The sequence below is a fragment of the Streptomyces sp. NPDC002574 genome (assembly GCF_042889545.1).
Classification (GTDB): Bacteria; Actinomycetota; Actinomycetes; order Streptomycetales; family Streptomycetaceae; genus Actinacidiphila.
Map to the genome: position 1 here is coordinate 353,117 of NZ_JBIARB010000002.1, position 18,482 is coordinate 371,598.

Here is an 18,482-nt window from a genome sequence, read left to right on the forward strand (position 1 = left end):
CGCCGGGCGTTCACGGCCACGACCGTCGTGATGGGGCATGCTCCACCAGGCCAAGGCCGACAGCGACCGGCTGATCATCGACGAGGTCGGCGCCATAGCCGACGCGCGTGGCGTCAGCCGCGCCCAGGTCGCCCTCGCCCGGCTGCTCCCCAACCCCGTCGTCGCGGCCCCTCGTCGTGGACGCCCGCACGATCCACCAGATCGACGACGCCGTCGCCTCGCTCGACCTTGACCTCACCGACGAGGGAGCCGGCAGCCTGGAAGCCCCCTACACCCCCCGTTGCGACTTCCAGGGCGTCTCCGACGCAGGCGAACGCGAACGCATCAAGGCGAGCATCCCCGGCGACAGCAACGTCTGACCCCGCTCGCGCAGGAACTGTGCGCTCGCTCAGCGCGATGGCGACACCAAGCCCCGTTCATAGGCGATGATGACCAGCTGAACCCGGTCACGGGCCGCCAGTTTGGAGAACAGCCGTCCCACGTGGGCCTTGACGGTGGCCGGGCTGATGAAGAGCCGGCCGGCGATCTCGTCGTTGGACAGGCCGCGTCCAATGAGGGTGAGTACCTCGCGTTCCCGGTCGGTGATGCCTTGGATCGCCCCGTGCCGGGGCGCGGCCGCGGGTGCGGGGCGTGCGGCGAACTCTTCGATGAGGCGGCGGGTCACGCGCGGCGCGATCAGGGCTTCGCCGGCGGCGACCACGCGGATCGCGGTGAGGATGTCGTCCAGGTCCATGTCCTTGACGAGGAAGCCGCTCGCGCCCGCGCGCAGCGCGCCGTAGACGTACTCGTCGTCTTCGAAGGTGGTGAGGACGAGGACCCTTGCTGTGTTCGGGCCGGCGGTGATCAGCCGGGTCGCCTCGATGCCGTCCATGCCGGGCATGCGGATGTCCATCACGACTACGTCGGGCCGGACGTCCTGGACCAGTTGGACCGCCTCGACGCCCGCGCCGGCTTCTCCCAGGACCTCGAGATCCGGGCTGTCGGCCATGAGCACGCGCAGTCCGGCGCGCACCAGCGGCTGGTCGTCGACGAGTACGACACGGACGAGGTCAGGAGTCATGGCATCCCCGCCGGCACCGGCAGCCGTGCCGCCACGCGGAAGCCGCCTTCGGGACGGGGTCCGGCGGTGAACTGGCCGTGCAGCAGGAAGGCCCGCTCGCGCATGCCGGTGATGCCGTAGCCGACGCCTGTGGGTGTGGGCCCCTGACCCTCGTCGGTGATCTCGATGGACAGTTCGTCCTCCTGGTAGTCGATGACCACCCGGCACTCGTGGGTGTCCGCGTGGCGCACCACATTGGTCACGCCCTCCTGGACGATGCGGAAGGCGGACAGTTCGATGTCCATGGGGAGCGGGCGCCGTTCTCCTCGCCACTCGACGTCGACCCTGACGCCGCCGTTCCGGGTGGTCGCCACCAGCCGGTCGACGTCCGTCATGCCCGGTGCGGGGGTCAGCGGAGCGTCCTCCGGCTCGGCCTGGCGGAGGGATCCCAGCATGCGCCGCAGCCCGGCAAGGGTGTCCCTGCTGGTGGTCTCGATGGTGGCGAGGGCGTTGCGGGCCTCGACCGGCTGGGTCTCGATGACCCGGCGTCCGGTGCCGGCCTGGATGGCGATGATGCCGATGCTGTGCGCCACCATGTCGTGCAACTCGCGGGCGATCCGCAGCCGTTCGGCGGTGACCGCCTGTTCCGCGGCCTGGGCCCGCACCGTATCCGCGTGTTCGCGGCGCTCTCGGATGAGATAGCCGGTCAACCAAGCCAGGGCGAGCATCAGAAGGAAGAACACGATGGTCGAGACGAAGACGTTTTCCCCGGTCCGGTAGTAGGCGGCGGCGGCGATCTGCTCAGCGAGCGTCAGCGCCGCAGCGACGAGCGCGGTTCGGCGCCTCCGGGTCGCAGCGATCCAGGCGACGGCGAGATCGGTCAGCAGAGCCTGCATGTAGCCGATCTGCCATGCCTGCCCTGGCGCTGTGAAGGGGAAGACCGCGGCCAACATCGACGCCGCTGTCACCGTCGCGCCGAACGAACCGGCGAGCATGAGCATCAGGGCCGGCAACGGTCGAAGCCGCAGCAGGGGAATGGTGAGAACCGGGAGTACGGCAGGCAGGAGGAGTCGCACGCCGGTGGGTTCGCGTTCGTTGAGCACCGCGACGTACAGCAGGATCGGGTAGGCGAGGGCCCCGCACCAGGCCAGGGCCCGCGCCGTGGCCGGCCGCAAGCGCCAGGAGACGGCGGCGCGGGGTGTGATGCTCATGCGGCGATCATAGGGAGCGGCCGGCGCCGGGGCATCGCCCACGGGACGTACGCCTCGAGGCTACAAGCGGATCCTGGGAGTGTGGCCCGCCGGCCGATGCTGTGCGGGCGCGGCCCGCGGCACCGTGGGCCGGGTGATCGAAGCCAACGAACTGACCAAGCGATACGGGGCCATTGCCGCGGTCGACGGACTGACCTTCACCGTCCGCCCCGGCCACGTCACCGGGTTCCTCGGCCCCAACGGCGCCGGCAAATCCACCACGCTGCGGATGATCCTGGGCCTGATCGGCCCCACCGGCGGCACAGTCACCGTCGACGGGCAGCCGTTCCGGGGGCGCCCACGAGGGCTGCGGCATGTCGGGGCCCTGCTGGACGCCCATGACGTGCACGGCGGACGCAGCGCACGGTCGCACCTGTCGGCACTGGCGCACAGCAACGGGCTGCCGCGGCGCCGGGTGGACGAGGTCCTGGAGGAGGTGGGACTCGCCGGCGCTGCCCGGCGTCGCATCGGGGGGTTCTCGCTGGGGATGAAGCAACGGCTCGGTATCGCCGCCGCGTTGCTCGGTGACCCGCCCGTCCTGCTCTTCGACGAGCCGCTCAACGGGCTGGACCCGGAAGGTGTGCTGTGGGTGCGCGGTCTGTTCCGCCGGCTGGCCGCCGAGGGCCGCACGGTGCTGGTGTCGAGCCATCTGATGGGGGAGATGGAGCACACCGCACAGCAGTTGATCGTCATCGGCCGGGGCGAGCTGATCGCCGCGGAGAGCCTGGCGGAGTTCGCAGCCCGCGGCACCCGGCTGACCGTGACCGTCCGCACGCCCGAGGTCGCCCGGCTGACGTCCGTTCTCACCACGGAGGGAGCGGCCGTCCGCGATGAGGCCGACGGCTCGTGCACGGTGACCGGCATGGGAGCGGATCGCATCGGCGAGCTCGCCTTCCGCAGCCGCGTCCTGCTGCACGAACTCGCCCCCCGCTCAGCCTCCCTGGAGGAGGCCTTCATGGGACTGACCGCCGACAGCGTCGAATACAGCGCAGGAGATGCACGATGACCGCACAGACAGTCGCCGAGCCCACGGCGTACGCGACCGCCCTCGACTCACCTGCCCGGTTCCGCCACCTGCTCATCGCCGAGTGGATCAAACTGTGGTCGCTGCGTTCCACCTACTGGGTCCTCGGATGCGGCCCGCTGGCCGTCATCGGGATCAACGTGAACTCCGCCTTGTCGAACGCCGACCGGCTGGCGCATCAGCCCGAACTGCCGCCTGTCCCATCGCCAGGGCTCCACGAAGTGCCGCGGATGTTCTTCGATCCCCTGTCGTCCGCCTTCGTCGACCCGGCCTGGCAGCTCCTCATGGTCATCGCCGGCAGTGTCGGCGCCATCGCTGTCTTCGGCGAGTACACCAGCGGACTGATCCGCACCACTTTCGCGGCCGTTCCCGCACGCCGTGCGGTGATGACAGCCAAGGTGACCGTCATGGCGGCCGTCATGCTCGTCCTCGGCACGATCACCGCCGGCGCGTCGTTCGGCGTCACCCAGGCGATCCTTCAGGACCACCACGGCATGTCCATCGGCGACCCCGGCGCACTGCGGGCCGTCGCCGCCTCCGCGCTGCTCGCGCCGTTGTGCGCCCTGGTCGGTATGGCCCTCGGGGCACTCATCCGGCACGCCGCTGGCACCGTTGTCGCCGTCGTCGGTGTGCTTCTGCTGCTGCCCGCGCTGTTCACGGGCGAGACCTATCGGTGGGTCAAGGAGACCGGCAACGCGATGCCGCTCTCGGCATGGGGAGCACTGGTGCAGAACCCTGGACGGGACTACATCGTGGCCAAGTACCCGGTTTCGGTCACCGAGGCGTGGATCGTGTTCGGGGTATGGTCGCTCGTCGCTGCGGCCGTCGCCGTGGTTGTCGTGCACCGCCGCGATGTGTGAGCGGACCAGGCAGGTTTCTGGGTTCAGTCCTCCAAGAACCGCTTGGCGAAGCCCAATTCTGGTAGCGCTGTCCTGGCGGACTTCCTCACCCGCGCGGTATCCGCCACGCCCCCTCCCCACGCCGGTTCGGCACCGGCGTGGGGATCGGCCGCGTCCTCCATGATCCCGGTCAGGCTCCGCCAGTGCCGTGTCCGACCATGGAGAGGGGATCGATGATGGAATCAAACGTCTTCTCGTCGACGATTCCGCTCGCGAGAGCCGCTTCTTTGAGGGTCTGGTCGTTGGCCAGCGCAGATTCCGCTATGTGTGCGGCATTCTGGTAGCCGATGGTCGGGCTGAGCGCCGTGACGAGCATGAGACTCTCGTCCACGTAGTGGGCGATTTGCTCGCGATTGAGTTCCGTGCCTTCCACGGAGAAGGTTCGGAACTTTTCCATGCCATCCGCGAGGATGCGCGCGGAGTGCAGAAAGTTGTTGATGATCACAGGGCGCATCGCGTTCAGCTCGAAGTTTCCCTGGCTGCCGGCGAAGGCTACCGCGGAATCATTGCCGAGTACTTGAATGGCGATCATCACGATCGCCTCGCACTGGGTCGGGTTGACCTTGCCGGGCATGATCGAGGAGCCGGGCTCGTTCTGGGGCAGCAGCAGCTCCGCGAAGCCGGTTCGCGGGCCGGACGCCAGCCAGCGCATGTCGTTGGCGATTTTCATCAGGGCAACCGCCAGACCCCGCAGCGCTGAGTGCGCCCGCACCATGGGATCCAGTGACCCCTGTGCCATGAACTTGTTCTCGGCCGTCACGAACGGCTTGCCCGTCAACTCGGCGATCTGTGCCGCGACGTCACGGCTGAAATCCTTCGGTGCGTTCAGGCCGGTCCCAACGGCGGTCCCGCCCAGTGCCAGTGCGAGCAGACCGACACGGCTGTGCTCGATCTCCTCTGTGCACGCGCGCAGTTGTGCCGCGTAACCCGACCACTCCTGCCCGACGGTGAGTGGCACCGCGTCCTCGAGGTGTGTGCGGCCGATCTTGACGATCTCCTGCCACTCCTTGGCCTTGCCCTCGATGACGGCGGCAAGCTTTCGGGCTTCCTGCAGGAGGTGGTCGTCGATCTCTTGCACCGAGGCGATGTGCATCGCGGTGGGGAAGCTGTCATTGCTGGACTGCCCCATGTTGACGTCGTCGTTCGGGCCTATCGGCTTCTGGGTACCGAGCGCGCCGCCGAGCAACTGCGATGCCCGGTTGGCGATCACCTCGTTGACGTTCATATTGCTCTGGGTGCCGGAACCGGTCTGCCATACGAAGAGCGGAAAGTGGTCATCGAGCTTCCCCGCGATGGCTTCTTCCGCAGCTCGTACGATTGCCTGCTTCTTCCACTCGGGCAGACGGCCCGCGGCAGCGTTCACGAGGGCCGCGGCTTTCTTCACGTACCCGTAGGCGTGATAGACCGCCTTGGGCATCCGGTCTCCGCCAATGGAGAAGTGGATCAGGGACCGCTGTGTCTGTGCGCCCCAGTAACGATCCGCCGGCACCTCGACCGAGCCCATACTGTCGAATTCCTGACGCTTGCCGCTGCTGGGAATCCCGATCGGAACGTCTTTCATCTCCGGGGCCGGCCGGCCGGCAGTGCTCATTGCTGGTCCTCCCCGACACCCGTGGGATAGACCGGCTGCCACATGGCGTCATGGACTGCCTGGATGAGGTTGTCGTGAGACTTCGTCGCGACCCCGTCCTCTGCGGCGGCGCGGGCCACCGCGACCGCGACCGTTGCCGACGAGGCCCTCAAGTTCGAGACGGGAGGCAGCAGAGACGCACCTCGCCTTGACACGTCGATCTGACCGGCGACGGCTTCCGCCGCCGCAAGCAGCATGTTGTCAGTCACGTGGCGGGCGCCGGAGACGATCGCGCCAAGCCCCAGACCCGGATACAGGAGCGCGTTGTTGGCTTCTCCGATCTCGTACGAGATCCCGTTGTAATCCACCGGATCGGCCGGGATACCTGTGGCGATCAACGCCCGGCCGTCGGACCACGCCACAGCATCGGACGGCATGACCTCGATACGGCTCGTCGGGTTCGACAACGGAAGGAGGACGGGGCGTTCCACGCCGTCGGCCAGGGCCCGCACCACCTCTTCGGTGAACGCGTTGTGGGCGGTCGAAGTACCGATGAGTATGGTGGGTTTCACGTGCTTGATCGTGGTGAGGAGATCGGCTCCCGTGTCCGCCCACGCGTCGGCCTGGGACTTGGACCGCGCGTACACCCTCTGATAGTCGGGCAGGTCTTTCATGTCGTCCGTCACCAGGCCGTGGATGTCCACGAGCCAGATGTTGTTCTTCGCCTGTTCCGCAGTCGCGCCGTCGCGCAGCATGGCCGCGTAGATCTGATCGGCCATTCCGGTACCGGCCGTCCCCGCCCCGAAGACCACGAGCCGCTGATCGGCCCAGCGTCCTCCGGTCACCTTGAGTGCTGAGAACACCGACGCCATCACGATCGCGCCCGTTCCCTGCATGTCGTCGTTGAAGATCCGATACTTGTCGGCGTTCTCCACCAGAATGCGGCGGGCGTTGGACGGTCCGAAGTCCTCGAAGTGCAGGAGCGCATGGGGAAACATCTCGGAGGCGGTCTCCAGGTACAGGGCGATGAACTCGTCGTACCTCTTGCCCGTCACTCGCGCGTGCCGATTTCCCAGGTAGGTGGGACTGTTGAGCAGCAGCTCGTTGTCCGTCCCGACGTCGAGGTTCACGGCGATCACCCGGGTCGGATCGATGCCGGCCGCGGCGGTGTAGACAGCGAGCTTGCCGATGGAGATGTCCGTCCCGTTGACGCCCCAGTCGCCGATGCCCAGGATCTCTTGGGCATCGGAGACAACGATCAAATCGACGTCGTCCGTGCCGAGTCCGAGTGACTCGAATGAGGCCCTGACGTCACCTGGACGGTCGATCGACAGGTATACGGCACGGGAGTCGCGGTAGTCGACGGACCACTGTTCGATCGCATCACCCACAGTCGGGTCGTACACGACGGGCAGGAGCTCCTCGAGGTGGTCTGCCAGCAGCTTGAAATAGAGCACCTCATTGCGATCGTGAATCTCGTTGAGATAGACGTACTTGTGCAGGTCGGAAGGTTGGTCCTCGAGCTGCACGTAGGCGCGGCTGGCCTGCCGGTCGAGGTTCTCCACAGCTGCCGGCAACCGCCCGGTGATGCCGAGTTTCGCCCGCTCTTCCAGCGTGTACGCGGTGCCGCGGTTTCGATAACGATCCTGCAGCGCGGTCGGTTTGACTGGCATGACTGCCCCTTCGACAGGTTTCAAGCACCATGCATGCGCCCTGGCCCGGGATTGGTACGGCGTCGCGATGCGCAGCCGACTAACTCGAAACCAGTGTCTCCGGCTGCATCGTGTACGCGTTCTTGATGGCCGGGTGGCGAGTCCCCAGACCGTCGGTGACCTTTCGCTCCCACGGAACCTGCTGCAGTTCCTTGGTCTCGGCGATCATCGACTTGGGCTCCAGGTTGCGGAAGCTCTCGACCTCGCCGGCCGCCACGGCCGTCAATGTGGCGAATACAGCCTCGGGGTCGAACTGCGCCCGGGGGAAGGCCAGCTCGGAGTAGTCGAAGAGCCGCTGCGACGGGTCGTCCTCCCAGCTCTCCCACGTCTGGAACATGCGGTCGTTGAACCCCGTCAGGAAGGGCCCGGGATTGACCGTTGCGACTTCGACGTTGTACTCCTGCAGTTCATAGGCCATGGTCTCGGCGATCGCCTCGATCGCGTGCTTGGACGCGGAGTAGATGCCGGTGAACGGGTTGACGTTCAGGCCCTCCCGCGAGGAAACCCACACGATGCGCCCCGCACCGCGCTTGATCATCTGTTTGGCGATCCCCTGGGTGAGAAGAAGCGGACCCGTGACATTGACCTCGAATTGGTGCCGAATATTCGGCCCGGGGATGTCGACGGTTGAACCCCCTTCTCCAACGCCTGCGTTGTTCACGAGAATCTCCACGCCCCAGTCGAGAGCCTTGTGCCGGTCGCCGTCATTGGTGACGTCGAGCTTCTCGACCTGGAGTTCCACCTTCCGCTCGGCCGCCTGCCATTTCAGCGTCTGCACCTGCGCGTAGATTTCGACGGCAGCGATCACGTCGAATCCTTTTTGGGCGAGGCGCATGGCAGCCTCAAAACCGAAACCAGAGCCCGCACCGGTGATGAGAACCTTCTTCAGTGAGCTGTTCGGCATGGTGAACTACTTCCCTTTGATAGCTGGGCCACGCGAATTTTCAGGGTCCCGGCAACCACCGCCTCGGAGACCTCTTGGAGCCAGTCACCACTGGGGCTCTCGACATCCCCAGCCTCCCTCGCCCCACACCTACGTGCAACCGGGTCCGCAGGCGGTGGGGCATGAGTGGCGCGAGTTAACACTCAGTGTCAACGGCGATGTTTCACCCTGTAGTTGGCGCGGTGTCTGTCGCATGTGCGGTGTGACTGGGGTGGCAGGAGTTACTGGTCAGAGGGACTTCTCTGTGGGCTGATCACCTAGGGGCAGTCTCCGCCATGTGGCCCGCGGTCGCCGCGTGATCTCCTGATGCCCACGCAACTGATGATCATCATGCGGTGGCCGTCCAGGTCCCCTAACGTACCGAACAGAGGCCTCGACGCGTTCGCGCGGTGGAGCTCTGGACGATGCTCGCGCCTCCGGAGGCGCCACCGATGACTGTCACAGGACGACCGTCCTGCGATGGGCGGAGGGAGAGGAGCTTCGATCATGAACCGGGAGATGAGTACCGTGGGGAAGGCGGCGATCGCCGCGGTTCTGGCGGCGTGCGCCCTGGGGGCGCCACCCGCGTTTGCATCGGGTGGCACTGCGCCGCCCAGCCCGCAGAATGGGCAGAAAAATCCTTACGATGTGATCAACGCTGCCGCCGCGCGGGACCCCATCACCGTGAAGCCGCTTCGGGGCGGGGTGTACCTGCTCCAGGGGTCGGGCGGAAACATCGGCGTGCTGCCGAGCAGGGACGGCGCCTTCATGGTGGACGCCGGCATCGCCGTTTCCCGCCAGAAGATGGAAAGCGCCCTGCGGAAGCTCGGGGCTTCCCGCATCAGATATCTGGTGAACACCCATTGGCATTTCGACCACACGGGAGGAAACGGCTGGGTCCACAGTCGTGGGGCGGAAATTATCTCCACCCCGAATACCCTGCGCAACCTGAGCACGACCATCCGGGTGGTGGAATGGGCGCACACCTTCACCCCTGTCCCCGCCGCCGCCCGCCCGACCGTGACCGTCGCCTCCGAGGAGACGTTCACCGTCAAGAAAGAACCGGTGCGGCTGCGCCCCTACGGCCCCTCCCACACCGACGGCGACCTCTCCGCCGATTTCACGAGGGCGGACGTGCTGTTCACCGGCGACACCTTCTGGAACGGTCTCTACCCGTTCATCGACCACGAGACCGGTGGCAGCATCGACGGGATGATCCGGGCCGCGAACCAGAACATCGCGATGGTGGGCGCCCACACGATCGTCGTTCCCGGGCATGGGCCAGTCGGAAAGCGCGCCGATCTGGTGGCGTTCCGCAATATGCTCGTCGCCGTTCGCAACCGCGTCGCCGACCTCAAGGGCAAGGGCCTGACGGTGCAACAGACCGTCGCGGCCAAGCCCACCAAGTCCTTCGACGCCGAATGGGGTCAGGGGGTCATCGGCCCGGACCTCTTCACCCAGCTCGTCTATCGCGGCGTGTGAGGTACGTCAGAACGCTCGGCCGCAGCCAGCCGCCCGGTCGAGGGAGGAAGGGTCCGTTCGTAGATGGCCCCGCCGGGCGTGAACCAGCCCGCCTTCTTCCGTACCGCGGGGCTCGGGTCGTTGGCCTGGGACGCCTTCAAGGCGGCAAGGGCGCGAAGATCGGAGTGGGCGAACTTGCCGACGAGTTCGGCAGCCATGGCCCGGACGTGCGGGTCGGGGTCTGAGACCAGGTGGTGCAGCGAGGTTTCGAGGACCCTGTCCGGGCCAGGCGCGCACGTGTCGCCCTTGCATCGGTCACACGCCAGGGCGTGGAACGCGGCGATCCTGACGCGTGCGTCCGGGTCGTCGGCCATGGCGACGAGTTCGCCCATCGACTCGGTGTCGACCAGGTGATCGAGAAGCCGGCAGCAGCCCTCGCGGACGGCCGGATTCCCGTCACGCAGACCGGCGCGAATGGCGTTCAGTGCGGGCTCTCCGCGTCGCAGCAGCTCGTGGAACGCCGTAACGGTGCGCTGGGGGTCGCCCAGGCACGCGACGAGGGCTTCGTTGTCGGTTCTGACGAATCCGAGCACGACGTCAGTTTCGGGGCACGAGGTGAGTCCCGGCAAAGGGATTGTTGGCCACGAGGCGGAGGGGCCTTCACTTTCACCGGAGCCCAGTATGTGATCCTGCGACGTCTCCACGTGGTGGGTACGACCACGTGCATCGCAGCCGACTTGGGTATCAACGACCGTGCGGCGATGGGCGGTTCCCGATGCAGATGTGACGTTTCGCCCAGCCCCTGCTCCTGTCGCGGCACACCGTGATGGGCCCATACTCCAGGGCCCGAAGAACCGATGGGTGGTGGAGGAGCCCGGTGAGCGCAGCGGCGGCAGCAGGGACCCGGAGGCTCGGGAACCTGGAGGTGCATCGCTTCGGCTACGGCGCGATGCGGCTGACGGGCAACGGCATGAGGGGCAACTCCGACGGCGCGCCGATCGACCGCGATGTCGCCGTCGGCCTGCTGCACAGCGCGTTCGAGCAGGGGGTCAACCACGTCGACACGGCCGCCTTCTACTTCTCGCCACTGCGGTCGGCGAACGAGCTCATCAACCGCGCCCTGGCGTCCTGGCACGGCGAGGTGGTCGTGGTGACCAAGGTCGGCCCGGCGCGCGATCCCTCCGGCGAGTGGCTCACCATGGCCCGCCCCGATCAGCTGCGCGGCCCGGTCGAGAAGAACCTGCGCCAACTCGGCCGGGACTCCCAGACGCTCACGGTCGGCAGCTACGTCCCGCTCGCCGCGCAGTCGCTCGACGAACCTCGCCGTGCCGATGGTCCTGGGCCCCCCGACGCCGGCTTCCGGGCCGCCACCACGTCGACCGCGGACGCCGGTAGGCCCGGATCGGTGGGCTTCCCTGACTCATTGAGAGCGCGGCGGGGAAAGCGGCAGAGCCCTCGCTCCCTGTGGGAGTGAGGGCCTTCGTCACGTCGTGCGGCGGTCAGTTGTGCGTGCCGTTCCACTCCCATCGGTTCAGCTCGATGCCGGACTGGCCCCAGGGGGTGGAGTAGACGGCATCACCGTTGCCTGAGGTGCGCAGGTAGTTCGGCCACAACCCGGCGTTGACCGTGAGTTCGTTGTTGTCGCCGTTCCACATCTGCCCGGAGTCGAAGACGCCATCGCAGGGGCTCGTCCAGACGGCGTTCGTGTCGGTCTTGAAGTCCGTGGTGAGGCACCGTTCGTCGTTGCGGTACCAGGTCTTCAGCTGGCGGTAGGTGATCCCGGTGGGGTAGTCGGTCCACGAATCACCCCAGTACCAGGCGACGGTTGACCCGCTGCAGGGGCCCGACCAGACATTGCTGGTCGTGTCGGAGTAGGTGAGGCAGTTGCCCTCGTAGACGTTCTGGTACACCCATCGGGTCGTCGTCGCGGACGCGGTGGACATCGAGCCCGTGATGGCGAGCATGAGCGCCGCGAGTCCCATGGGCACAGTCGGGCGCAGGGTCTTCAGAGATTTCATGATCGCGAGGATTGGGGGCGGAAGCGTTAACCATATGAATCGGGCATGAACATGTCGTGTCGCGGCGGTCACGCTATCGGCATGTCCGCGTCAGATCACCGCGCACTGAAATCAAAGGTGACCTCGGCGGTCGCCAGTCGTACGAGCCATCAGAACCACGGCCGGGCCCTCGGCGCGGAGACTTGCTCGACCTCGCCGGCGGCGAAGCGGGCGTCCGAGAGCCACGACAGGTGCAGCGGCCTGTCCCGGGCATGCTGGTCGTCGCACGCCTCGAGTGCCTTCTTCGGAACGGGTAGCCGCGCGCAGCAATCGGTGGCCCCCGGTCCCGCATCGGCTGGTCATGATCGCGAACTCGGTGCTGTCGACCCGTGACGATGGGCCGCGTGTGCGCCGTATGCGTGGAAACTGAGGTAGCGATGGACCGCCTGGGCTAGCATCCAAGGGCAGGAATCAGCGAGTCCCGCCCTTGCAGGAGCACTGGCCATGGCCAAGACGCGTCTCAAATGCCGCAGCCGTCGATCCGCCGCCGCTGTGGTCGAGGTCGGGAAACTGCCCGCTGACTCGCATCACACGGTGCGCCAGGACGGCGACGAGGTGGTCATCAAATATCGCAGTGCGCTGTGGCCGCTGGATGTCGCCGAGTGGGCGGCGCTGGAAGGGCATGCCAGCGACAAGGCCGCGGCCCGCGTCATGGCGCGGCTCCGGGATGAGACGTCCGTACGGCGCAACAGATGCAAAGCGCGGCTCTGTCGTCCTGCACCTCGGGCCGAGCCGTATGTGTTCTATCGCCGGCGTTGAGCCGATCCGGTGCCGGAGCCGCGGACGGTCACCCGCCGCTGCTGGGCGATGGGTGGGTGGACGACAAAGCGCGGTTGCTCGGCGTGAGGCGAAGGCGCATCCACTCATTGCGGCCTCGCTCGCGTTCACCGCTGTCATGCCCCAGTGAGCGGGGCCTCCCTCGGGAATGTAGGCGCCGCTGAGTCCTGCGGGTCCTCGCACCATCCCGCTGGAGTGAGTGCACGACAGACACGGTTGTGGGAAGCGCCGGGACGGGTCTCTTGATCATGCCCGAATCGCCTGGGTGAGGGCCGCCCCGGTGAACGCTGCAGCTACGGATCGACGTCCTCCTGCCCGAGGACGTCGTTCGCCGGGACACCGACCCAGTGGATCACCCGGTCGGCTACCCAATGTGCACTACGGGCAACGCGGGGCGAGTCTTGCTGTGGGCTCGCTGCTGTCCCCGACGGCACTGTCTCTGCTGGTGAGCGGCGCCTGCCGCCCCTTGCGAGCCCTTTCCTGGAGGTGACGTGTTGTCCCGAATAGCCATGCCTCAGGCGCCCCGATGGCGGCGCCGGGGCGGTGTCCGGTTGTGGACGTCGGCCGCGAGCATTGCCCTGGCGTCCAGTGCCCTGACAGGTGCCGCGTACGCGGGAAGCTCACATGGCGGCCAGGCTGACGTCGCGATGTCCGCGGCGCGAGCCGGTCTTTCCGACCCGTGTATCCGTTTCCCTGATTTTCCGGGATGGTGTCCCAGCCGCCCCGGCTACCCCGGACGTCCGGGGCGCCCCGGTCCTCCCGGTCCTCCCGGCCCGCAGGGCCCCGTCGGCCCGGCAGGGCCCGCAGGACCCCAAGGGGAGACTGGGCCGATGGGGCCCACGGGGCCGCAAGGTCCGAAGGGCGACACCGGCGGTTCAGGGCCGCAAGGACAGCCTGGCGTCGCTCCGGCTCACGGCCTGGTCGACTTCCGTGACGTCGGCGTCAGCCAGTTCGTGGTACCCGCGAACGTCACCACGCTCTTCATCCAGACGTGGGGCGGCGGCGGAGGTGGTTCGGGAGGTGGCGGCGGCGTGGCTGGATCCGGTGGCGGAGCCGGGGGCTTCGCCTGGTGCGTCCTTCCTGTCCAACCGGGTACACCGGTCAACGTGACCGTAGGCGCGGGAGGCGCAGGTCAGCCCGAATCCGCGGACGGCACGGGCGGTCAATCCAGCGGGGCGGGCAACAGCCTGAGCGGCGCCTTCGTGTCAGCCCGCGGAGGCAACGGTGGGACCTCAGCCGGTGGTGCGGGCGGCCTGGGGGACTGTCATGGCAACCAGGGCACGATCCGCCAAGGCGCCACCGGCGGCGCCGGCTCGACTGCTACGCCTGGCTTGGGTGGCCGTCCGGCAGTGGACGGCATCGTCCAGCCGGCTCCGACGGGTGCCGGCACCGGCGGCACCGGCGGCGGAGCCAGCGCCCCCAACACGACCGGCGAGGACGGCGGCAGCGGATACGTCGTCATCTGGTGGTAGGTACACCCACCTCGCCTGACCCGCGCCACGGCGCAGCACAGCGGCCCGGAACCCCACCGAAGGGGTCCCGGGCCGCTGGCGTACGCGTCGTTCTCACCTGCTCGGACGGGCCCTCTGGGGGTAGGTGCCGGATCTCGTCGAGCCTCATGCGGATGCTCTGGCGATGACGCCTTCGACCTCGCCTCGGCCGAAGGCCCGCATGGTCGTGCTGCGGACGTTGCCCGCCTCGCCGAGTTGGAGGAGCGCTGCAGCGGCCGTTTCGTCGTCCGGCGCTTCGAGGACTGCCACGAGATCGTACGGACCGACGGTCCAGTACATCGTCACGAGCCTTCCATCGAGCCTTTGCATCGCGGCGGCAAAGGCATCGGCACGAGCCATCGTGTCCTTGTAGGCGCGAATGCCCTGCTCGGTCCAGTTCAGCAGCGTGATGTAGGTCGGCACGAATACTCACCTCGACAAAGAGGGGTATGTCCCCTGCACATTTTAGTTTCCGGCACAGTGGGTCGCACCCCTGCCGCATCGTTTACCGGTCGGGCTGCCGCACCCTTTCGGCCTGGTCCGGGGCCGTCTCGGGGCCCGGCGCCGGTTAGTGCCGCGGGTCGACGTGGGGTCGGGCGATGGCCGGGCGAACGCCCCTGGCCTCTCGGCCGGCGGCCTCGGGCTTGGCCTGCTCGCCGGAGGCGCAGCAGGCGGCCGGTGCGGTGTCGGCGTTCTTGCCGAGGATGTCGGCGTCGGCCTTGACGACGTAGACCTCCCAGGGCTCCTTGCCGGGGCCGGTGACCCAGACCTTGTCCTGGAGGGCGTAGCAGCAGGAGGTGTCGTTCTCCTCGATGGTCGCCAGACCCGTCTCCTGGAGCCGGCCGGTGGCTGCGGTGACCTGGTCGGTGGACTCGACCTCGACGCCGAGGTGGTCAAGGCGGGTGTCCTGGCCGTCCGCGCCCTCGATCAGGACGAGCTTGAGCGGGGGCTCGGTGATGGCGAAGTTGGCGTAACCGGGGCGGAGTTTGGCGGGTTCGACGCCGAAGAGCCGGGAGTAGAAGGCGATGGAGGCTTCGAGGTCGGCGACGCGCAGGGCGAGCTGAACGCGGGACATGGCGGTCTCCCTCATCGGGTTCTGTATCGACAGTCGTCGATGCAGCTCGACGGTCCGAGGTTGCCATCTGATTCGATAAGCGTCAACATAGACGCATGTCGAAATCGGAGCTGAGGGTGCTGGGCCAGGACGATCAAGCGGCGTGCTGCTCGCCGATGGTCCGCGAACCGCTCGGTGAGGCGGACGCCGTCGATCTGGCGCGCATGTTCAAGGCGCTGGGGGATCCGGTGCGGCTGCGGCTGTTGTCGCTGATCGCCTCGTACGAGGGCGGCGAGGCGTGCGTGTGTGATCTGACCGGCCCCTTCGATGTGTCCCAGCCGACCATCTCGCACCACTTGAAAGTGCTGCGGGAAGCGGGCCTCGTGGGCTCCGAGCGGCGCGGGACCTGGGTCTACTACTGGGTGCTGCCCGTCGCACTCGCCCGGCTGTCCTCGCTCCTGCAGATCCCGGCCGAGTCGACCAGGGTCGGGGCCTGCTGATGAGCGCGGCCGCTCCGCTCAGCCGCCGGGCTGCCGCGGAGTTCATCGGCACGGCCGCGTTGGTCGCGGTCGTGGTGGGCTCGGGCATCCAGGCCACTGAACTGTCCCGCGACGCGGGTGTGCAGCTGCTCGCGAACTCGCTGGCGACCGTGTTCGGCCTGGGCGTGCTGATCGCGTTGCTGGGTCCAATCTCCGGGGCGCACTTCAATCCGGTCGTCACCCTCGCCGCCTGGTGGACGGGGCGCTCCGCCGGTGACGGTCCGAGTCCTCGCGAGGTCGCGGCCTACCTGCCCGCCCAGACAGCCGGCGCCGTCGGCGGGGCCGTGCTTGCGAACGCGATGTTCGCCGAACCTCTCGTGCGCTTCTCCACCCACGACCGGTCCGCCGGGCACTTGTGGCTGGGCGAGGTCGTCGCAACCGCGGGCCTGGTCCTGCTCGTCCTCGGTCTCGGGCGTACCGGGCAGCTGCGCATCGGCCCCGCCGCGGTCGCCTCCTACATCGGCGCGGCCTACTGGTTCACCTCGTCCACCAGCTTCGCCAACCCGGCCGTGACCATCGGCCGCGCCTTCACCGACACCTTCGCCGGCATCGCCCCCGCCTCCGTGACGCCGTTCATCGCAGCCCAGCTCATCGGCGCCCTGCTCGGCCTCGCCCTGGTCGCCGTCCTCTTCGGCCGCTCCGCCCAGGTCGCACCCGCGGCCGCCGCAGCCCCAGGCGAACCCGAACTCGTCGCCACCAGCCACTGAACAAGGAAGACCCGTGAGTGCTCCCGCCGTCCCGTCCGTGCTGTTCGTCTGCGTCCACAACGCAGGCCGCTCCCAGATGGCCGCCGCCTTCCTCACCCACCTCGCCGGCGGCCAGGTCGAGGTCCGTTCGGCCGGCTCCGCCCCCGCCGACACCGTCAACCCCGCGGTGGTCGACGCCATGAAGGAGGCCGGGATCGACATCTCCGCCGAGGTCCCCAAGGTCCTCACCTCCGAAGCCGTGCAGTCCTCCGACGTGGTCATCACGATGGGCTGCGGCGACACCTGCCCCTACTTCCCCGGCAAGCGCTACCTCGACTGGACCCTCGACGATCCGGCCGGCCAGGGCATCGACGCCGTCCGTCCCATCCGCGACGCGATCGAACAGCGCATCAGGGGCCTGCTCACCGAACTCGGCATCGACACCACTGCCTGACGAGCCCCGGACCGTGGTAGCCGTCGACCCCGCCGGCCGGCAGTCGAACGGCCTGAGTGACGGACCTGTCCGTCACGCCGGGCGCTGCCCAAAGGTCCGCGAGGGCAGCTCGGCGCCGGGCTCGGGCTGACCACGTCCACCGGCGCGGCCGGGATGATCCCGCCCACCGTGGACATCACCAGCACCGGGCAGGAGGAGACCGTCGACGGCATCCGCATGGTCTTCCAGCTCACGCCGGGTACGGAGGCGCCGGCCGAGCTGAACATCCACTTCCCCGGCCACGCGGCACTGTGCATGGCGGAGGACGCCACCCACAACCTCCACAACCTGCTGACGCTGCGCGGCGCCGAGGTCCGCGACCCGCGGGTGTGGGCGGCCTACCTCACCGAGGCGATCGACCTGTTCGCCGGTTCCTGCGACGTGGCCTTCGCCTCGCACCACTGGCCGACCTGGGGCCGCGAGCGCCTGGTGCGGTACCTGTCCGAGCAGCGGGACCTGTACGGCTACCTGCACGACCAGACCCTGCGCATGATCAACGAGGGACTGACCCCCTGGAGATCGCCGAGCGGATGGAGCTGCCCCCGGCCCTGGAGCGGGCCCGGCACACACACGGCTACTACGGGTCGGTGAGCCACAACACCAAGGCCATCTACCGGCGCTACCTGGGCTGGTTCGACGGCAACCCGGCCCACCTGTGGGAGCACCCGCCGGTCGAGGCGGCGCGCAGGTACGTCGAGTTCATGGGCGGCGCCCACGAAGTGCTGCGCAGGGCCCGGCAGTCCTTCGCCGACGGGGACTTCCGCTGGGTGGCGCAGGTCGTCGACCACGTGGTGTTCGCCGAACCGGACAACGCCGAGGCCCGCACGCTGCAGTCGGAAGCCCTGGAACAGCTCGGCTACGGCAACGAGAACGGCACCTGGCGCAACTTCTACCTGATGGGCGCCCTCGAACTGCGCCACGGCTCGGTCGGCACCCCCACGGACACCGCCTCGCCCGACATCCTGGCGGCCCTCACCCTCGACCAGCTCTTCGACGCCCTCGCCATCCGGATCGACGGCCCGCGCAGCTGGGACGCCGACATCGCCGTCCGCTGGAACGTCGCGGGACGCGACCCGGTCACCCTCCACCTGCACAACGGCGTCCTCAGGCGACTGCCCGCGACCGGCCCCGCCGCACCCGCCCCCGACGCGACGTTCACCCTGGGCGAGCCGACACTGCGCGCGCTCCTGCTGGGCGCCTTGCCGCCGGCCGATCTCGCCGCACAGCCGGACGTCACCGTCACCGGCGACCCCACCGTGCTCGCCGCGCTGTTCGGCCACCTTGCCGCGCCCGACCCGGACTTCGCGATCATCACCCCGTGACGTACGGCGTCGCTGCCGCGCGGACTCGGACGGCCCGTCGAGGGCTGGCCCCTCGAAGCGCACGCCTGCCCAGGGAGCGCGCGGAGCCGGACGTATCGCTCCTGCTGCTTCCGGTCCCCTCGGCTCACGCCGACGGCGCTGGAGAAACGACCATGTCCTGGCGTTCTGGGCAGCCGTTCAAGCCCAG

Annotated in this window: 20 protein-coding genes and 1 pseudogene; 12 read left to right on the forward strand and 9 right to left on the reverse strand. The window is 68.2% G+C overall.

Annotated features, from left to right (window positions below; translation table 11 throughout):
• The first annotated feature begins 176 nt into the window (after nt 1–176).
• Nucleotides 177–359: a hypothetical protein gene (locus tag ACFYXS_RS05475; protein WP_389244142.1), complete on the forward strand. Its 183-nt coding sequence runs from the start codon at nt 177–179 to the stop codon at nt 357–359.
• 29 nt (nt 360–388) lie between these two features.
• Here ACFYXS_RS05475 and ACFYXS_RS05480 read toward each other — a convergent pair whose 3' ends face one another.
• Together ACFYXS_RS05480 and ACFYXS_RS05485 are read right to left on the reverse strand one after the other, a co-directional pair.
• The gene (locus ACFYXS_RS05480; RefSeq protein WP_389244144.1) at nt 389–1,060 is read right to left on the reverse strand and encodes a response regulator; all 672 of its coding nucleotides are present in this window, start codon (nt 1,058–1,060) and stop codon (nt 389–391) included.
• The gene (locus ACFYXS_RS05485; RefSeq protein ID WP_389244146.1) at nt 1,057–2,250 is read right to left on the reverse strand and encodes a sensor histidine kinase; all 1,194 of its coding nucleotides are present in this window, start codon (nt 2,248–2,250) and stop codon (nt 1,057–1,059) included. Before ACFYXS_RS05485 ends, ACFYXS_RS05480 begins: the two co-directional genes overlap by 4 nt.
• Before the next feature lie 133 nt (nt 2,251–2,383).
• Between ACFYXS_RS05485 and ACFYXS_RS05490 the strand changes: the two genes are divergently transcribed.
• Nucleotides 2,384–3,295 carry an ATP-binding cassette domain-containing protein gene (locus ACFYXS_RS05490; RefSeq protein WP_389244148.1) on the forward strand — a complete coding sequence of 304 codons (912 nt, stop codon included), beginning with the start codon at nt 2,384–2,386 and terminating at the stop codon, nt 3,293–3,295.
• Nucleotides 3,292–4,173: an ABC transporter permease gene (locus tag ACFYXS_RS05495; RefSeq protein ID WP_389244150.1), complete on the forward strand. Its 882-nt coding sequence runs from the start codon at nt 3,292–3,294 to the stop codon at nt 4,171–4,173. The genes ACFYXS_RS05490 and ACFYXS_RS05495 overlap by 4 nt, the downstream gene beginning before the upstream one ends.
• Before the next feature lie 169 nt (nt 4,174–4,342).
• On the opposite strand, the gene fumC is transcribed toward ACFYXS_RS05495, so the two are convergent.
• From fumC to ACFYXS_RS05510, 3 genes are all read right to left on the reverse strand, one after another.
• Nucleotides 4,343–5,803 (reverse strand): class II fumarate hydratase, encoded by a 1,461-nt coding sequence (gene fumC / locus ACFYXS_RS05500; RefSeq protein WP_389244152.1) that lies wholly within the window; start codon nt 5,801–5,803, stop codon nt 4,343–4,345.
• Entirely contained in the window at nt 5,800–7,455 is a 1,656-nt protein-coding gene (locus tag ACFYXS_RS05505) for an NAD-dependent malic enzyme (protein ID WP_389244154.1), read from the reverse strand. The genes fumC and ACFYXS_RS05505 overlap by 4 nt, the downstream gene beginning before the upstream one ends.
• A 79-nt stretch (nt 7,456–7,534) precedes the next feature.
• On the reverse strand, nt 7,535–8,398 hold the full coding sequence (locus tag ACFYXS_RS05510; protein ID WP_389244156.1) for an SDR family oxidoreductase: 864 nt from the start codon (nt 8,396–8,398) through the stop codon (nt 7,535–7,537).
• A 525-nt stretch (nt 8,399–8,923) separates the two neighbouring features.
• Here ACFYXS_RS05510 and ACFYXS_RS05515 point away from each other — a divergent pair.
• On the forward strand, nt 8,924–9,898 hold the full coding sequence (locus ACFYXS_RS05515; RefSeq protein WP_389244158.1) for an MBL fold metallo-hydrolase: 975 nt from the start codon (nt 8,924–8,926) through the stop codon (nt 9,896–9,898).
• Here the strand turns inward: ACFYXS_RS05515 and ACFYXS_RS05520 are convergent.
• Nucleotides 9,883–10,470 carry a HEAT repeat domain-containing protein gene (locus ACFYXS_RS05520; RefSeq protein ID WP_389244160.1) on the reverse strand — a complete coding sequence of 196 codons (588 nt, stop codon included), beginning with the start codon at nt 10,468–10,470 and terminating at the stop codon, nt 9,883–9,885. The genes ACFYXS_RS05515 and ACFYXS_RS05520 overlap by 16 nt on opposite strands.
• Nucleotides 10,471–10,703: 233 nt before the next feature.
• On the opposite strand from ACFYXS_RS05520, the pseudogene ACFYXS_RS05525 reads away from it, so the two are divergent.
• A pseudogene (locus ACFYXS_RS05525) lies at nt 10,704–11,138 on the forward strand (aldo/keto reductase); the annotation flags it as partial.
• A 238-nt stretch (nt 11,139–11,376) separates the two neighbouring features.
• Here ACFYXS_RS05525 and ACFYXS_RS05530 read toward each other — a convergent pair.
• Nucleotides 11,377–11,895 (reverse strand): hypothetical protein, encoded by a 519-nt coding sequence (locus ACFYXS_RS05530; RefSeq protein WP_389244162.1) that lies wholly within the window; start codon nt 11,893–11,895, stop codon nt 11,377–11,379.
• A gap of 483 nt (nt 11,896–12,378) precedes the next feature.
• Between ACFYXS_RS05530 and ACFYXS_RS05535 the strand changes: the two genes are divergently transcribed.
• Nucleotides 12,379–12,693, forward strand: a complete 315-nt coding sequence (locus ACFYXS_RS05535) for a hypothetical protein (RefSeq protein ID WP_389244164.1) — start codon at nt 12,379–12,381, stop codon at nt 12,691–12,693.
• Nucleotides 12,694–14,060: 1,367 nt separating this feature from the next.
• Nucleotides 14,061–14,183, forward strand: a complete 123-nt coding sequence (locus ACFYXS_RS05540) for a hypothetical protein (RefSeq protein ID WP_389244166.1) — start codon at nt 14,061–14,063, stop codon at nt 14,181–14,183.
• 144 nt (nt 14,184–14,327) lie between these two features.
• Here ACFYXS_RS05540 and ACFYXS_RS05545 read toward each other — a convergent pair whose 3' ends face one another.
• Together ACFYXS_RS05545 and ACFYXS_RS05550 are read right to left on the reverse strand one after the other, a co-directional pair.
• Nucleotides 14,328–14,624 (reverse strand): GYD domain-containing protein, encoded by a 297-nt coding sequence (locus tag ACFYXS_RS05545; RefSeq protein WP_389244168.1) that lies wholly within the window; start codon nt 14,622–14,624, stop codon nt 14,328–14,330.
• A 145-nt stretch (nt 14,625–14,769) separates the two neighbouring features.
• Nucleotides 14,770–15,276 (reverse strand): ArsI/CadI family heavy metal resistance metalloenzyme, encoded by a 507-nt coding sequence (locus ACFYXS_RS05550; protein ID WP_389244170.1) that lies wholly within the window; start codon nt 15,274–15,276, stop codon nt 14,770–14,772.
• Between the two features lie 95 nt (nt 15,277–15,371).
• Here ACFYXS_RS05550 and ACFYXS_RS05555 point away from each other — a divergent pair, with 95 nt between their 5' ends.
• The 5 genes from ACFYXS_RS05555 (at nt 15,372) to ACFYXS_RS05575 (ending at nt 18,295) form a co-directional block, all read left to right on the forward strand.
• Nucleotides 15,372–15,755, forward strand: a complete 384-nt coding sequence (locus ACFYXS_RS05555) for an ArsR/SmtB family transcription factor (protein ID WP_389244172.1) — start codon at nt 15,372–15,374, stop codon at nt 15,753–15,755.
• Entirely contained in the window at nt 15,755–16,501 is a 747-nt protein-coding gene (locus tag ACFYXS_RS05560) for an aquaporin (protein ID WP_389244174.1), read from the forward strand. Before ACFYXS_RS05555 ends, ACFYXS_RS05560 begins: the two co-directional genes overlap by 1 nt.
• Nucleotides 16,502–16,514: 13 nt before the next feature.
• Entirely contained in the window at nt 16,515–16,934 is a 420-nt protein-coding gene (locus ACFYXS_RS05565; protein ID WP_389244176.1) for an arsenate reductase ArsC, read from the forward strand.
• 168 nt (nt 16,935–17,102) lie between these two features.
• Nucleotides 17,103–17,564 (forward strand): hypothetical protein, encoded by a 462-nt coding sequence (locus ACFYXS_RS05570; RefSeq protein ID WP_389244178.1) that lies wholly within the window; start codon nt 17,103–17,105, stop codon nt 17,562–17,564.
• Nucleotides 17,504–18,295: an alkyl sulfatase dimerization domain-containing protein gene (locus ACFYXS_RS05575; protein ID WP_389244180.1), complete on the forward strand. Its 792-nt coding sequence runs from the start codon at nt 17,504–17,506 to the stop codon at nt 18,293–18,295. Before ACFYXS_RS05570 ends, ACFYXS_RS05575 begins: the two co-directional genes overlap by 61 nt.
• The last annotated feature ends 187 nt before the right edge of the window (nt 18,296–18,482 follow it).